The following is a 16,050-nucleotide window of genomic DNA, read 5'->3' on the forward strand; positions in this document are numbered from 1 at the left end:
GCACCCGAGGTGTCATCGTGACCTCCGTCGACCCGCTGACGACCGTCGATCCCTGGAACCACCCCGCAGCCGTGCCCGCGGCGGCCGACCACTCCGTGCTGGACCGCTGGGACCGCGTGGTGGCACTCCGGGGCGACGCCGCCGCGCTCGCGGGGGACGGCCGTCCGTACACCTACGCCGAAGCGGACCGGGCCTCGCGCGCGCTGGCCGCAGCCCTGGCCGTGACGCTCCGACCCGACGACCACAGCGGCGCCGGCGTCGGCGACACCCCGGGCGGGGCGTCGAAGCCTGTCGGGCTGATGGCGGGGCAGTCGACCGAGGCCGTGATCGGTGTCCTCGCGCTGGTGCGTGCCGGACGGACCGTGGTGGTGCTCGACGACCACCTGCCCGCAGCACGCCTGGCACACGTGGCCCGGCTCGCCGGCGTCGACGAGATCGTCGCCGACACCGAACGTGCGGCGCTGGCCGCCGACGTGGTCGCGGAGCGGGACGGCCGGGTGCACGCACTCGGCGAACTGCTGGACGCGGGCGAACCGGGCGCGGCCCCGTCGACGGACTCCGTCGGCGTGCGCCCCGGCGGGCGGGACCCCTTCGCCATCGTCTTCACCTCCGGCTCGACCGGCATGCCGAAGGGCGTCGTCCTGACGCACCGGCAGCAGATCGCCGACGCCGAGCAGGACGCGGTCGCCCTCGGCCTGGGCCCCGGCGACCGGCTCGGGGTCGTCCTGCCGCTGTCGTTCGCGGCCGGGCTCCTGTTCTCGTTCGACACGTTGCTCTGCGGCGGCACCATCGTGCTGCTCGAGCCGCGTGAACTGGGTGTCGAGCGGCTGCTGGGGCGGTTCCGGGACGACGACGTGAACGTGCTCGTCTGCACCCCGCACCTGCTGCGCTCGATCATCGGGTCGCAGAACGCCCCCGGGTCGCACGGGACCGCCGCAGGGACCGCACCCGTGCTCGGCGGACTGCGTTTCCTGATGACCACGGGCGAGTCCGTCACCGGCGCCGACCTCGCCGCGGCTCGACCCCACCTGGACCCGGACACGCTGCTCCTGAACGCCTTCGGCTCGAGCGAGACCGCCTGCGTCGCGTACTGCCCGGTGACCCCGGGCGAGCCGGTGCCCGTGGGCGTCGTGCCGGCCGGGTGGCCGTTGCCCGGCAAGACGGTGCTCGTGCTCCGTGAGGACGGCAGCCCCGCCGACCCGGGGGAGACCGGCGAGCTCGTCGTGGTCTCCGACGCCCTGACCGCGGGCTACTGGGGCGCGCCGGAGAAGACCGCCGAACGGGCCGGACGCACCGGCGAGGCCGAGGCCGGCGCCGGCATCCCCGTCGGGACCCCGAGCTGGCGGCAGGGCGACCTGGCACGCGTCGACCCCGACGGCCGGCTCGTGCTGCTCGGCCGCTCCGACGACGCCGTGAAGGTCCGTGGCTACCTGGTCGAGCCGAGTGAGGTCGAGGCGGCGCTCCGCGCGGTCCCCGAGGTGCACGACGCGGTCGTGACTGCTCAGGTCGACCCCGGCTCCGTCACCCGGCTGGTCGCCTACGTGGTCGGTCGCCCCGGACACCGCACCCCGGCACCGGGTGCGCTCCGACGGGCGCTCCGCGACCGGCTGCCCGAGTACATGGTGCCGGCGTCGATCGTGCCGATGACCGAACTGCCGCGGAACGAGCGGGGCAAGGTCGACCGGGCCGAACTCCCCGGGGCGCCGAGTGTCGAGACCGAGATGGTCGAGGGCGAGTACGACCAGTGGGAGCTCGTCGTGGGGCAGATCTGGGCCGAGGTGCTCGGGCTCCGGGGCGTGCACCTGGACGAGGACTTCTCCGCGCTCGGCGGCGACTCGCTGTCCGCCGAGGAGATGCTCGCCGTCGTGCAGGACCGCCTCGGCGTCGACCTGCGCTCCTCGGACGTGCTCGAGCACCCGACGCTCCGCGCCTTTGCCCGACGGGTGCGGAGCGGGACGAGCGCGCTGCCGAGCCACCCCGACGTCGTGAAGGTGTCCGAGGCGCGCGAGGGCGGCCGTCCGCCGGTGTTCTGCTTCGCCGGTGGCGGTGCCCTGGCGCTGACGTTCCTGCCGCTCTCGCGGCACCTGCCCGCGCACGACCTGTACGCGTTCCAGCAGCACGCGCTCGAGCGCCGTGGGATGCCGGACTGGAACATCGAGCGGAGCGCCCGCCGCTACCTCGCCCTGATGCGCATCGTGCAGCCCCGCGGCCCCTACCTGCTCGTCGGGCACTCGCTCGGCGGACTCGTCGCGCTCGAGATCGCCCGGCTCCTCACCGAGAGCGGCGAGCAGGTGGAGCACGTCGTCCTGCTCGACACCTACCTGCCCCGCACGAAGTCCGAACAGGCCCGCCTGCACTTCGGCCGGATGGAGCCGCGCGACCAACCGAACACCGCTGTCCGGGCCGTGCAGCGGGGGCTCGACCGCGCGGTCAGGCGGGTCCTGCCCGCGGGTGTGCCGTACGGCGCGTTGTTCGCCAAGCGGCTCCGTGCGTACACCGCCGGCGTGCTGCGGCACGGTGGGCAGAAGGACTTCGACGCCTTCTTCGACCAGGCCGAGATCGTCACCAGGCGTCACCACCCGACGCCGTTCCACGGGCGCGCCACCTACGTCCTCGCCGACGCCAACCCCGACGCCGCCGGGTGGTCCGCCCTGCTTCGCGGGCCCACCGAGATGGTGCGGATCGCGAGCGAGCACACGTCGCTGCTGCGGGAACCGCACGTCGCCGAGCTGGCGGTCGCGCTGCGGGCCGCCTTCGAGACGGCGGACGTGCCGCAGGCCTGAGACCGGCCCACGACCGGACGGGAGGCGCGGTGCCGGCTGGCACCGCGCCTCCCGTCCGCTCGTCATGCGTCCACCACCCTCCGGCCGCCGCGCCGGACCGCCAACCTGCACGACCGTTGCGGGTTTCCGTATCCGCACCCGGGTGTCCGCAAGGGACCGCACCGCGCATTGACCCTCCCGCTGGCCACGGCGATGGTTGGAACCGCGGGGGAGAGTACCCACTCACCCGCGGCAAGCAGGCGGCGTCGTACCCGCGTCCCGCTGCTCGACCGACGACGGTCACCGTCGTCGATGCGTCATCCGAGGACGCGCCGCTCGTCTCGACGAGCCACCACCCGACAGCAACCCTGACCCGACAGGACCGCGCCATGCCCGTACGTACCGTTCGCCCTGCAGACCCGAGGGTCTCCGTCGTCATCCCGGCGCGGAACGAGGCCCGCAACCTCGAGATCATCCTCCCGAAGCTCCCGCCCGTGTACGAGGTGATCCTGGTCGACGGCAACTCCGTCGACGACACCATCGCCGCCGCCCAGCGCGTGATGCCCGACATCCGCGTCGTGCACCAGACCCGCAAGGGCAAGGGCAACGCCCTGGCCTGCGGCTTCGAGGCGGTCACCGGCGACATCGTCGTCATGTTCGACGCCGACTGCTCCGCGGACCCCGACGAGATCCCGCGGTTCGTCCAGGCGCTCGTCGACGGCGCCGACGTCGCGAAGGGCACCCGGTACTCGCTCGGCGGTGGCAGCGACGACATCACGATCGTCCGGAACATGGGCAACCGCGGCCTGAACATGCTCTGCAACATCATCCTCGGCACCCGCTACAGCGACCTCTGCTACGGCTACAACGCCTTCTGGGCGGACGTCCTGCCGGAGATCGGTCTGCTGTCGTCCGAGCTGCCGAAGCCGGCCGACGGTTCGATGCTGTGGGGCGACGGGTTCGAGATCGAGACCGTCCTGACCTGCCGCTGGTCGGCCGCCGAGCTCGCGATCACCGAGGTGCCGAGCCACGAGAAGCTCCGGGTGCACGGTTCCAGCAACCTCAACGCCGTGACCGACGGCATCCGCGTGCTGAAGTCGATCATGCACGAGCGTCGTCGCGCCGCCATCGGCCGTGCCGAGGTCCGTCGCGCGGCGATGAGCGTCGTGCCGCCGGCCGAGCAGCTCGCCGCGCCGACTGCTGCGCCCGTCGTTGCTGCGCCGGTTGCTGCGACGCCGGTCGTTGCGTCCGTCGCGACCCCCGTCGCTGCGTCCGCCGTCGCCGGGGCTGCCGTCGTGGCGTCCGTCGTCGCCCTCGAGGAGGACGTCGCGTGACGACCGTCGCGGTCGTCATCTGCGCCTACACCCAGCAGCGCTGGGGCGACCTGCAGGACAGCGTCGAGTCGGCCAAGCGCCAGCCCGAGCGCCCCGAGGTCGTCGTCGTCATCGACCACGAGCCCGAGCTCCTGGCCCGCGCCGCCGCACGCTGGCCGGAACTCCGGGTCGTCCCGAACACCGAGGACCGCGGACTCTCCGGAGCCCGCAACACCGGTGTCGCCCTGACCGACGCCGACGTCGTCGCGTTCCTGGACGACGACGCCACAGCGGACCCCGACTGGCTCGGACACATGCTCACCGCGCTCGAGGACCCCGACGTCGTCGGGGTCGGCGGTCGTGCCACACCGTCGTGGCCGACCGCGACCGGCCCCGGCCCGTACGCCGACGAACTGCTCTGGATCGTCGGGTGCTCGTACCGCGGGCTGCCCGAGACCCCGGGCGACGTCCGCAACGTCATCGGGTCGAGCATGGCGTTCCGCCGCGACGCGATCCTGCTCGCCGGCGGCTTCCGCTCCGGCATCGGCCGCGTCGGCAACCAGCCGCTCGGCTGCGAGGAGACCGAACTCTGCATCCGCATCGCCCAGGCCCGCCCCGGTGCGCGGATCCGGCACGAACCGCGCTCGAACGTCTCGCACCGGGTCTCCCCGGACCGTGTGACGATGCGCTACCTGCGCCGCCGCAGCTACTACGAGGGCATCTCGAAGGCCGTGCTGAGCCGTCGGGTCGGCACCGGCGACTCGCTCGCCAGCGAGTCGACCTACCTGACCCGGGTGATCCCGGGCGCCGTGCTGCGCGAACTGCGTCACGTCGGTCGTGGCGGAGGCCTGCGGGCGTACGCCATCGCGCTCTCCGTCGTCTCGACGGTCGCGGGCTACGCCGTCGGCCGGGTCCTCGGTACCGTCGTCGTGCGGACCCCGCCCGTACCCGCACCGCTCCCGCAGCCGGTGGGCACACCGTGACCCGCGCGACCCTGGCGATGGTCCTCTCGCCGGTCGTGACCGGGCCGCTCGTCCCCACCTGGGACGGCGCGCTCTGGGTCGGCGAGGTCGACCGTGCCGACGTGCACGCGTCGAGCCACCGGGACGTCATCGCCCTGCAGGGATCGACCGGGTACGGGCGTGCCCGACTGCTCGTCCGCGACCACGGCGAGCCGCTCGGCTTCGTCGAGGCCGAGATCACCGAACGCCGCCGCATCGGCGGCACCATCGACGTCCGTGCGCTGCAGCGCGCGATCCGGCCCATGCCGGCACCCGAGCGTCGGCCGGCAGCAGGTCTGGTGCTGCCGTCCGTCACCGTGGTGCTCTGCACGGACGGTGCCGCCGGCACGACCATGCGGTCGGTGCTCGCGAACGGGCACCCCGACTTCGACGTCGTCGTCGTCTCGCACGGCGCCGACGACGGCGGTGTGGCGACCGTCGACATCGGCGGACGCCGCGTCACCACCATCCCCGCGCCCGACGGCGGCCTCGCCGCCGCGCGGAACGCGGGCCTGCTCGTCGCGACCGGCGACGTCGTCGCGTTCGTGGACGAGGGCGCCGTCGTGGACGGCGGCTGGATCGCCGCGATCGCCCGTGCCTTCGCGAACGACCCGGACGTGGCCTGCGTCACCGGGCTCGTGCCGAGTGCCGAGCTCCGGACACCGGCGCAGCGCTGGCACGACGACCGAACACCCGGCGGGCGGACCGTCCGCCGCCGGGTGTTCCGGCTCGACGACCCGGTGGACGACCTCCCCCTGCACCCCTTCGCGGCCTCGGCCTACGGCACCGGCGCGAACCTCGCCGTGCACCGCGCGACCGCGCTCCGGATCGGCGGGTTCGACACCGCCTTCGGGCCCGGCACCCGCGTCGGCGGCGGCGACGACCTCGACCTCTTCACACGACTGCTGTTCGCCGGATCCGCGATCGCCGTCGAACCGGCCGCGATCGCGTGGCAGCGATCGGCGGACGACGTCGCGTCGCTCCGCGCCGCCGCTGCCGCGCACGGCCACGGACTCGGAGCCTGGATGACCAAGAACGCACTCGACCGCGACACGCTGACCGCCTCGGTGGACGCGGCGCCGGAGGCCATCAGCGCCTTCGCTCGCCTCGGCCTCGAGCAGGTCGACGACGCTGACGCCGCTGCTCCGGCGAACGGCCACGGGACGGACGCCGCGCGCGGCGCGGACGCCGTCGACGCGGTCGACGCGGAGTTCGCGGCGACGAAGCGTCGATTGCGTCGCGTCGAGCGGCGCTCCGTGCTCACCGCTCCGCTCCTGGCGCTCCGTGAACGCATGGGCGGCGCGGGAACGATCGACCGCACGGCGCACGGTCGTCACGAGCTGCAGCGCGGCCTCGACACCGCGGGTCCGGCACGACCGACCTCGGGTGGCGCGATGGGGCCGGCGGCCCGACTCGGTGCCGCCGCGATCGTCGTGCTGACGCTCGTGCTGGCCGCCGTCGGCAGCGTCGTCGAGCTGCCCACTCTGCGGGCGAGCGCCGTCGCGGTCTTCCTGTTCGCCCTGCTCGGGGTGGCCCCGATGCTGCTCGTCCGTCCGATGTCCCTCGCAAGGTTCACCGTCCTCGCCGTCACCGGATCGCTCGTCGGCACGATCGGCATCGGGTACACCATGGCGACCTTCCACGTCTGGGCGCCGACGGTCCCCTTCGTCGGGGTCGTCGTGCTGACCGCGGCGGCGCTCGCCGTCTCGGTACCGCGTGACCTGGTGGAGCTCCGTCGCACCGGCCTCGTGCAGCGCGAGACCGCCCGGCGCCGGTGGAGCACGACCGCCACCGTGACGGCGCTCTCGCTCGGCGGGCTCGTCGTCGTGGTCGTCGCCGCGCTCACCCACATGGGCGACCCGGTGCCGGCCGGCCTGTTCGGCTCGCTCGGCCCCGGCCTGGTCGTCGGCCTCGCGCTCGTCGTCGCCGCCGCGGTCATCGCCCTGGTGCGCGGTCGCGGGCTCGCCGTGCCCGTCGTCGTGCTCGGCGGTGTCGTGCAGCTCGCCCAGGCGATCACGTACGGCGTGCCCACCGTGACCGCCGCCGCGCGGCACATCGGTGTCGTCGAGTACATCCGCCAGTTCGGTGGGACCAACCCGTCGGCCGACATCTTCCAGACCTGGTCCGGCCTGTTCGCCGGCGCTGCCTGGGTCGCCGACGTCGGGGGCATCGTCAACACGATCCTCATCGCCGCCTGGGTGCCGGTCCTGCTCGCGTTCAGCACGACCATCGCGGTCGGGGTCCTGGCGGCGCACTGGCTGCCCGGCGCCCGTCGGCCGTGGATCGCAGCGCTGCTGACCGCGATGACCGGTTCGCTCAACACCACGTACTTCTCGCCGCAGTCGACCGGCATCCTGATGTCGATCGTGATCCTCGTGCTCGCCACCGGACCGCTGCGCGACGCCGCCGTCACCACCGCCGACGGCTCCGTCGCCGCCAAGCCGCGGGCACGGCGGGTGGGGCTCTCGCGGATCATCGCGATCACCCTCATCGGCATCGTGCTCGCCGTGACGCACCAGATCTCCCCGTACCTGACGGTCGCCGCACTCGTCACGCTCATCGTGTTCCGGATGCTCCGCCCCTGGTGGTTGCCCGTCGTCGTGCTCGTGCCGGCGGTGGTCTTCGCCGCGCTGAACGGCGACATCCTCGGACGGTTCCTGTCGCTCGCGGCGGTCGGACGCGTGCTCGACAACGTGCAGCCGCCCGCGCACGACATGACCGTCCTGCCGAAGCCGCTCGTCACGCGCCTGGCGTTCGACATCCCGGCAGCCGCGCTCGTGGTGCTCGGGCTCATCGCCCTGGTGACCGTGCTGATGCGACGCGACCGGACGCACTGGGCGCTCCTCGCCACCGCCGCGAGCCCGATCTCGCTGCTCGTCGCCACGAACTACGGCCAGGAGGGCGTCTTCCGCGTCGTGCTCTTCGCGACGCCGTGGATCGCGATCCTGGCGGCGGCGCTCCCGATGCCCGCCGGTCGGTTCGCCCCGGTCGGGACGGTCCTGCAGCGGGGGATGCGCCCGTCCGCCGTGCGGTTCGCGGTCGCCGGAGCAGCGGTGGCGGCGCTCGTCGCGATCGGTGCGTTCGGGCAGACCTCGCTCGACTGGAACCGCGTGATGACCCGGAGCCAGTCCGCGGCGACGCAGTACTACGACCGCACGGCCCCCGCGGGCTCCGTGATGCTGCTCACCGGTTCGGCCAACGCCGTCCCGAGCAACACCGGCGCACGGTACTTCGACGTGGGCTACCTGTCCCGCGAAGCTCTCGGCCCGTACCCGGACCCGACCGGCGGCTACGACGCCGAGGCCGACCTGTCGAACGTGACGCGGGAACTGGTCGTGAACTGGTCGGCCACCGGCTACTACGCCCTGGTCGCGGAGCCCTTCGGCGCCTACGACGAGCGGTACGGCTACCAGAGCGACGCCGACTACCAGGAGCTCGCCGCCGCCATGGCGTCCTCGCCCTACTGGGAGCGGGTCTGGTCATCGGGAACCACCGCGATGTACGAACTGACGACGGAGGGCCTGCGCCATGCGACCGACTGAACCGACCTCCGACAGACCGCGACGGACGCGACGGGCCACCGTCGCGTCCGTCGCGGGTGTGGTCGCCACGGTGCTCGCCGTGCTGGTCGCGCCGAACCTCGCGGTCCAGCCCGCCGTGGCTGCGGCCGCGGACTGCAGCGCGGGGCGGGTGCTCAACGTCGTCGCCCACCCCGACGACGATCTGCTCTTCCAGGGCACGGACCTGCGGAAGGACATCGACGCGGGGCGCTGCGTGCGCTCCGTGATCGTCACCGCCGGTGACGCCGGCAAGCCCGACTGGTACTGGCAGGAACGCCAGGTCGGGCTGATGGCCGCCTACGCGAGCATGGCCGGCGTCGACCCGGCGTCGACGACCGGCTCCACGACGGTCGCCGGACGGACCCTGCTCACGGAGACCCTGACCGCCGACCCGCGGATCAGCCTGGTCTTCATGGACCTGCCGGACGGCAACGTCGAGGGCAACGGCTTCTGGGCGAACGGGTACGAGAGCCTCCAGCGCCTGTACACGGGCGACATGGACACCCTGCAGACCGTCGCCGACGCCCCGCACAGCGCCACGTACACGCTCGCGCAGCTCCGGGCGACGCTGCAGGGGATCGTGCAGGACTTCGCACCGACGGACATCCACACCCTCGACCACGAGGGCGAGTACGGCGACGGGGACCACAGCGACCACCACACGGTCGCGTACCTGACCGACCAGGTGCAGCGGCAGTACACCGGCGCGCACGACTTCACCGGGTACATGGGATACCCGATCGCCGACCGTCCGGCGAACCTGACGACGGCCCAGACGCAGGCGAAGGCCGACGCGTTCTTCACCTACGCCGCCCACGACGGTGAGACGTGCGCGTCGTGGCAGGCCTGCTCGGCGCGGCCGGAGACCTCGTGGCTCAGCCGGCAGTACACCGCCGGCTCGCCGGTGCCGACGAACCCCACCGACCCCACGGACCCGACCCCCACCCACACGGACGTGACGGGTTCGGCGTCGGTGACGGCGAGTGCGGAGAACCCGGCTGATGGTCAGACGGCCGTGAAGGCGGTCGACGGTGTGGTGAGCGGGTACCCGGATGCGCCGACGGCGGAGTGGGTCGCGCCGTCCGGTCGTGCGGGGACGTGGATCCAGCTCGGTTGGGCGAAGGCGACGGCGTTGGACGCGGTGGACCTCGCTGATCGGCCGAACGCGGTGGACCAGGTGCTGGGCGGGACGTTGACGTTCTCGGATGGCTCGAGTGTGCAGGTGCCGGCGTTGAGCAACGGTGGTGCGGTGCAGCGGGTCACGTTCGCGGCGCGCAGTGTCACGTGGGTGCGGTTCACGGTGACGTCGGTCAGTGGCGGGACGCAGAACGTGGGCCTCGCCGAGATCCGCGCGTTGGCCCCGGCCGACACGACGCCGACGCCGACCCCGACGCGGACGGACGTGACGGGTTCGGCGTCGGTGACGGCGAGTGCGGAGAACCCGGCTGATGGTCAGACGGCCGTGAAGGCGGTCGACGGTGTGGTGAGCGGGTACCCGGATGCGCCGACGGCGGAGTGGGTCGCGCCGTCCGGTCGTGCGGGGACGTGGATCCAGCTCGGTTGGGCGAAGGCGACGGCGTTGGACGCGGTGGACCTCGCTGATCGGCCGAACGCGGTGGACCAGGTGCTGGGCGGGACGTTGACGTTCTCGGATGGCTCGAGTGTGCAGGTGCCGGCGTTGAGCAACGGTGGTGCGGTGCAGCGGGTCACGTTCGCGGCGCGCAGTGTCACGTGGGTGCGGTTCACGGTGACGTCGGTCAGTGGCGGGACGCAGAACGTGGGCCTCGCCGAGATCCGCGCGTTGGCCCCGGCCGACACGACGCCGACGCCGACCCCGACGCCGACGCCGACCCCGACGCCGACGCCCACCCCCACGCCCGCTCCGGGCCTGCGGGACGTCACCGGCTCGGCGACCCCGACGGCGATCGCCGACAACCCGGCCGACGGCCAGACCGTCGCGAAGGCCGTCGACGGCGTGGTGTCCGGCCACCCGGTCGACCACACCGCCGAGTGGGCCGTGCCCTGGGGACGGACCGGCATCTGGATCCAGCTCGACTGGGCCGCCCCGGTCGCGCTCCAGCGCATCGTCCTGCACGACCGTCCGAACAGCGACGACCAGATCACGAGCGGCACGCTGACGTTCTCGGACGGCAGCCAGGTCGCCGTGGGCGAGCTCCCGAACGACGGCAGTGCCCGGACGGTCGACTTCACCGCCCGGAACGTCACCTGGGTGCGGTTCACCACGACCGGGGTGTCGAACAGCACGATCAACGTCGGTCTCTCGGAGGTCCGCGCATGGGCAGCTGGGTGACCCCGGACGAGGACGGCCCCCGCCCGGTCGCCGAGCAGTCGGCCGCCGCGCACGGTGCCGCACCCGCGCACGGCCTCGGCGCCTCCCGCCACCGCACCCCGCTCCGGACACGAGGACGACGGGTCGCGATCGTGGCCGCGGCCCTGGTGGTCGCGGTCGGTGCCGTCGCAGCGGCGACCACCGGCACGACGTCCGTCGGTCCCGGACCCAGCGGGGTCGCGATGCCGACCGGCGACGGTGACGGCTGGAAGCGGGTGTTCTCCGAGGACTTCGACGACACCACCCCGTCGGGCGGGTTCGAGGCGGCCTACGATGACCGGTTCACCGTCTACCACGGCTTCGCGGACACCGCGGGGACCGGTCGGTACCAGGCGTCCACGCTGAGCGCCCACGACGGGATGCTCGACATGCACCTGCGCACGACGAAGGCGGGCACCCCGCTCGCCGGCGGGGTCGTCCCGCTCGTCGACGGACGATGGGGCGGTCAGACCTCCGGGCGCTACAGCATCCGGATGAAGAGCGACGAGGTCGACGGGTACGGGGTGGCGGTGCTGCTCTGGAGCGACGAGAACGTCTGGGCGCACGGCGAGATCGACTTCCCCGAGGGTGCGCTCGGTGCGCCCGCCTGGCTCAACGTGCACTGCCTGGTCGACCCGGCCGAGAAGTGCATCCACCACGAGACCGACGCGTCGCTGGCTGACTGGCACACGTACACGATCGAGTGGACGCCCTCGCGGATGTCGTTCCTGGTCGACGACGAGGTCGTCGGGAGCACCACGCAGGACATCCCCGTGGAACGCATGCACCTGGTCGTGCAGACGGGGTCCCTCGAGGGCCTGCCGCCCCGGGACGCCGCCGGGTCGCTCCTGGTCGACTGGATGACGATCGACGTGCCCGCGGACGGCGAGAGCCCCCAGGCCACGCTGCCGTCCACGGAACCCACCGCCGGCTGACGGCGCCGAGCCCGGCGCGGACCGACCCCGTCGAGCCCGCAGCGCCTCGGCGCACACCGGCGCGCGCCGGCGCCATCGAGCCCGGCGCGCACGGACGGCGCCGGGCCGACCCGGTCAGCGCCGGGCGTGTGCCAGCAGTGCCAGCAGCAGCGCTCGCACGTGCGGCTCGCGCCCGTAGCGGTCACGAACCCACGCGCGGCACCGTGCGGCGAGGGACGGGTCGAGTTCGGCTTCGTCGAGGGTGTCGAGCAGCTTCTCCGCCAGTGCGTCGGGGTCCGCCGGGTCGACGGTGTACCGCGCCCAGTCACCCGACAGGATCTCCCCGGTGCCGCCCGATGCGGCCGCGACGACGGGACGGCCGGCGGACATCGCCTCGACCACGACCCGCCCGAACCCCTCGGGCTCGATGGACGGCGCCACCACGACGTCGGCGGCGTGCAGGAGCGGGACGACGTCGTCCCGCTCGGGGAGCACGAGCACGGAACCGGCGGGGAGCGCGTCGATCGCGGCGTGCACGGCGTCCGCCTCCTCCGCGTAGAGCGCACCGGCCAGCACGAGGAGCGGCGCGGGCGCCGCGGGACCGGCCACGGGGGGAGTGGTGACCGGTACGCGTGCCGCAGCGGCCGTGCGGACGCGACCCCACGCCTCCAGGAGGGCGAGCACGCCCTTCGACCGGGTGAGCCGACCGTAGTAGAGCACCGTCGGGGTGTCCTCGGCGATGCCGAGTGCCGCGCGGGCGTCGCGCACCGACGCCGGGGTCGCGGCCGGGAACGCGTCGGTGTCGACGCCGTTCGGCACGATCGTGATGCGGTCCGTCGGCACGCCGGACTCCGCCCAGGCGCGCGCCATCGCGTGCGAGACGGCGAAGTAGCGGGTGCGGCCACCGGCGATCGGTCCGAGCCGCCGGTAGTTCGGCGCGTGGTGCAGGTGCACCGCGAGCGGGACTCCGGAGACGAGCGATGCGACCCGGCCGAACGGCAGGTACTCGGGCCGGTTCAACCAGAGGACGTCGAGGTGCGATCGTCGGATCCGCAGCCCCTCGCGGGCGAAGCGCCAGGCGTCGCGGAGCGCGGTCGTGATCCCGAACCGGTAGTCGGTGGCCTCCACCAGCTTCACGCCCATCGCCTCGTAGGGCGGCGGGCCCTCGGCGGCGCGCGGGGACTGGGCGTTCCGGTGCCAGACCTCGACCTCGTGGCCGGCGGCGACGAGCTCACGGGTGTCCTCGAGCACACAGCGTTCGAGTCCGCCGGTGATGGCGAGTCCGGTCACCAGGACGCCGACGCGGAGTCGGCGGGAGCCGTCGTGTGCAGCCTGTCGCGGTCTCACGAGACACCACCCCTTGCGGTCTTCAGTCGGCGGAGGAACCAGGGGAGGCAGGCGACCACCCCGGCGATGCGGACCCAGTTCCAGAGGACGTCCTGCGGCAGGAGCAGGGACGCGGCGGCCACGACGAGCGCGGCGAGGGTCGTCAGGACGATCCGGGGCCCGGGCCCGCGCCACTCACGGCGGTCGGGCAGGGCCAGCAGCTGCATGGCGGCCAGGATCGCGTAGGCGACCACGGTGGCGAGGCCCGCGCCGGCGATGCCGAGCACGGGCACGAGCACGAGGTTCGCGCCGATGTTCACGGCGCCCGCGATCGCGGCGATCACCCCGACGGCGACACCGCGGCGTTCGACCAGGAGCAGGCGTCCGGTCGCGCCGCTGGCGACGACGGGGAACGCGGTGATCGCGACGACGAAGACGACGACCGAGAGCTCCTGCACGCGGTACGACGCCGGGGCGAGGATCGGCAGCGCGACGGGTGACACCAGGGTCACGGCGAGCAGGACCGGTCCGAGCATCTTGTACAGCTCGTCGCGGGAGTGCATCGCGAGCTGCCGACGGGCGACCGGGTCGCGGAGGGCGGCGAAGTGCGGCGCCCACGCCTGGTTGGTGAAGGTCAGGAGCAGGATGACGGCCGAGCCGACGACGTAGGCGATCTGGTAGCGGGCCACCTCGTCCGGGCCGAGCAGCCGCTGGACGACGATCCGGTCGCCGGCGTTCAGCACGAAGTACGACAGGTTGCCGAGGGCGATCGGCACGCCGAGGCGGAACGCCCGTGCCGTGGTCTTGCGGTCGAACAGGCCGGCGAGACGCGGGCGGGTCGCCGCGACGCCGATGACCATCGCCACGCCCTGTGCGACGACGCCGCCCCACGCGTAGGTGGTCGCGTCGGCCTGCACCCAGGTGAGGAGCCCGAGGCCGATGACCGAGCCGCCGATCGAGGACAGCAGGCTCGTGACCGCGAAGACCCGGATGCGGTCCTGGGCGACGAGCAGCGCCAGGGAGATCTGCACGATGGCGGCGGGGCCGGTCCAGAGCACCGCGACGAGGAGCAGCGGGTGGTTGCCGACGAAGCCGGCGGCGTCGGCCCAGACCGGGATCGTGGTGAGCGCCGCGACGGTGACGACGATCGCGGTGACCATGCCGACGGCGAGCAGGCCGCGCGCCCGGCGGTCGTCGCCGTCCTCGGCCCGCTGCAGCACCGACGCCTGGTCGATGCCGAGGACGGCCAGGACGACGAGCGCCTGGTACAGGGCGATGGCCGAGGCGAGGACGCCGAACTCGGCCGGCGGCATGAGGTGTGCGAGCACCGGGGAGATGAGCGACGAGACGACGAGCTGCATCGACCAGACGACGACGTACAGCAGGCCGCGGCCGAACAGGACGGAGGCGCCCTTCCGCACCGCGACCGACCCGGTGTCGAGCGACTCGGGCACGGGTGCGATGGGCTCCGGCGCGATGGCCTCGGGTGCCTCGGCCTCGCGCGCTGCGCGGGCCTCGCGGCGGGTCTGCGGGGGGAAGCTCACGGCGCGACCACCCCTGCCGCGCCCTGCCGCGCCGTCACCGTCGCCTCGCCCTGGCGCAGCCCGAAGGCGGCGTCCACGACGTCGAGCAGGTCACCGCTCCGGTCGGTCGAGAACTTCCGCGCGAACAGGTGCTGCACCTCGACGTCCGCGTCCGTCCGACGCTCGAGCAGCTGCCCCGCGTCGGCGACGGTCAACCACGGCGGGCTCTTCCGCGCGGTGCCGTCCCACCCGATCCACCAGAGCGGCTGGGAGACGTGCTCGTCGGCGAACCCCGGCGTCAGCGACGGCGAGTTGAGCACCGACGGCACGAAGGTCTCGTCGGCGACCCAGGTGCGCTGCCAGAACCGGACCAGGTCGGGGCGCTGGTCGACGGTGTCCACGACGGCGGCGGCGTGCCGGCGGGCGAGGACCTTGAGCTGCGAGCCCCCGGCGAAGGAGACGTTCGCCGGCACGCGGCGGGGGACCGGCAGCCGGAGCATGTGCTTCCGCCACGCCCAGTGCCGGAACCGGATGCGGGAGATGCCGCCGTCACGGCCCCACGGCGCGAACGGCAGCGGGTTGACCGAGATGAACGACTCCTCGCGGTGCGCCTCGAGCAGGGTCGTGATCTCGGCGGGGTTCGCGAGCGGGTAGTCGCTGCCGGTCAGCACGGCCACGTGCGAGGCGTCGGTCTCGGCCAGGGCTGCCCGGTAGCCGGACACCTCGGCGGCGACGTTCTCCCAGCGCGCCCAGCCGGTCCGGATGCGGGGGAGCAGCCGGACACGCTCCGGCAGTCCGTCGGTCATGGCGCGGAACACCGTCTCGGGGGTGCGCGCGTCGCAGTGCAGGAACACCGGGAACGGGTCGAGCGCCTCGACGAGTCGGCGCACGTGTGCCGGGTCCTCGTGGGCGAGGACGATGCACGCGGGGACCGCGGGGGAGATGGCCATGGACGCGACGCTAACCGCGGCGTTCCGGGGCCGACAAGGCGACCCGTGCCCGTCTGCGGGGAAGCGGCGGTTTCCCGCACCGCCCCCTGATCGATCAGTGCTCGGAGCGCCTGATCAGCGCTTCTTGCGGAACTTCTGGCAGTCGCAGAGGGCGCAGTCCGTGCCCGGACGGTAGTGCTCGTGGGCGTCCTGCACGTGGCCGCAGACGCAGGTCACGGAGTCGACCACGAAGACGCTCTGTTCCGAGGGGAGCACGGCGCCGAGCTCGTCGGTGGGGCCCATCGACATGCGTCCTCCTCGTGCCCGGCGTGCTGCCGCCGAGTCGTCCTCACGATCCTACCGTCCAGGGGCGTGTGCTGGCGGCAAACCGCA

At 73.4% G+C, this 16,050-nt stretch carries 10 protein-coding genes; 6 read left to right on the forward strand and 4 right to left on the reverse strand.

The features are described from left to right. The first annotated feature begins 17 nt into the window (after nucleotides 1-17). From DEI85_RS06245 to DEI85_RS06270, 6 genes are all read left to right on the forward strand, one after another. A complete protein-coding gene (locus tag DEI85_RS06245) occupies nucleotides 18-2,783 on the forward strand; it encodes an AMP-binding protein (RefSeq protein ID WP_181436359.1) in 2,766 nt (921 codons plus the stop codon). A 368-nt stretch (nucleotides 2,784-3,151) separates the two neighbouring features. Continuing rightward, nucleotides 3,152-4,096 carry a glycosyltransferase family 2 protein gene (locus tag DEI85_RS06250; protein WP_258376338.1) on the forward strand — a complete coding sequence of 315 codons (945 nt, stop codon included), beginning with the start codon at nucleotides 3,152-3,154 and terminating at the stop codon, nucleotides 4,094-4,096. Next, entirely contained in the window at nucleotides 4,093-5,058 is a 966-nt protein-coding gene (locus DEI85_RS06255; protein WP_111123487.1) for a glycosyltransferase family 2 protein, read from the forward strand. The genes DEI85_RS06250 and DEI85_RS06255 overlap by 4 nt, the downstream gene beginning before the upstream one ends. Further along, complete coding sequence (locus DEI85_RS06260; protein ID WP_110862948.1) at nucleotides 5,055-8,618, forward strand: glycosyltransferase; 3,564 nt, start codon at nucleotides 5,055-5,057, stop codon at nucleotides 8,616-8,618. The genes DEI85_RS06255 and DEI85_RS06260 overlap by 4 nt, the downstream gene beginning before the upstream one ends. Further along, a complete protein-coding gene (locus tag DEI85_RS06265; protein WP_111123486.1) occupies nucleotides 8,605-10,947 on the forward strand; it encodes a PIG-L family deacetylase in 2,343 nt (780 codons plus the stop codon). The genes DEI85_RS06260 and DEI85_RS06265 overlap by 14 nt, the downstream gene beginning before the upstream one ends. Then, complete coding sequence (locus tag DEI85_RS06270) at nucleotides 10,932-11,900, forward strand: glycoside hydrolase family 16 protein (RefSeq protein WP_110859133.1); 969 nt, start codon at nucleotides 10,932-10,934, stop codon at nucleotides 11,898-11,900. The genes DEI85_RS06265 and DEI85_RS06270 overlap by 16 nt, the downstream gene beginning before the upstream one ends. Nucleotides 11,901-12,014: 114 nt before the next feature. Here the strand turns inward: DEI85_RS06270 and DEI85_RS06275 are convergent, their stop codons facing one another. The 4 genes from DEI85_RS06275 to DEI85_RS06290 form a co-directional block, all read right to left on the reverse strand. After that, nucleotides 12,015-13,226, reverse strand: a complete 1,212-nt coding sequence (locus DEI85_RS06275; protein WP_181419992.1) for a glycosyltransferase family 4 protein — start codon at nucleotides 13,224-13,226, stop codon at nucleotides 12,015-12,017. Further along, entirely contained in the window at nucleotides 13,223-14,749 is a 1,527-nt protein-coding gene (locus DEI85_RS06280; protein ID WP_111123485.1) for a lipopolysaccharide biosynthesis protein, read from the reverse strand. The genes DEI85_RS06275 and DEI85_RS06280 overlap by 4 nt, the downstream gene beginning before the upstream one ends. Beyond that, nucleotides 14,746-15,678, reverse strand: coding sequence for a beta-1,6-N-acetylglucosaminyltransferase (locus DEI85_RS06285; RefSeq protein WP_111123484.1), 933 nt, complete (start codon nucleotides 15,676-15,678; stop codon nucleotides 14,746-14,748). The genes DEI85_RS06280 and DEI85_RS06285 overlap by 4 nt, the downstream gene beginning before the upstream one ends. Nucleotides 15,679-15,792: 114 nt before the next feature. Continuing rightward, a complete protein-coding gene (locus tag DEI85_RS06290; protein WP_155896838.1) occupies nucleotides 15,793-15,966 on the reverse strand; it encodes a hypothetical protein in 174 nt (57 codons plus the stop codon). Between the last annotated feature and the right edge of the window lie 84 nt (nucleotides 15,967-16,050).

It is taken from the genome of Curtobacterium sp. MCBD17_026 (assembly GCF_003234895.2).
GTDB lineage: Bacteria > Actinomycetota > Actinomycetes > Actinomycetales > Microbacteriaceae > Curtobacterium > Curtobacterium flaccumfaciens.

What these genes read in the sequence shown, in the direction of transcription:
- DEI85_RS06250 (WP_258376338.1), top strand. Translation starts at nt 3,152, where the DNA reads ATGCCCGTACGTACCGTTCGCCCTGCAGACCCGAGGGTCTCCGTCGTC.
- DEI85_RS06270 (WP_110859133.1), top strand. Translation starts at nt 10,932, where the DNA reads ATGGGCAGCTGGGTGACCCCGGACGAGGACGGCCCCCGCCCGGTCGCC.
- DEI85_RS06285 (WP_111123484.1), bottom strand. Translation starts at nt 15,678, where the DNA reads ATGGCCATCTCCCCCGCGGTCCCCGCGTGCATCGTCCTCGCCCACGAG.
- DEI85_RS06265 (WP_111123486.1), top strand. Translation starts at nt 8,605, where the DNA reads ATGCGACCGACTGAACCGACCTCCGACAGACCGCGACGGACGCGACGG.
- DEI85_RS06290 (WP_155896838.1), bottom strand. Translation starts at nt 15,966, where the DNA reads ATGTCGATGGGCCCCACCGACGAGCTCGGCGCCGTGCTCCCCTCGGAA.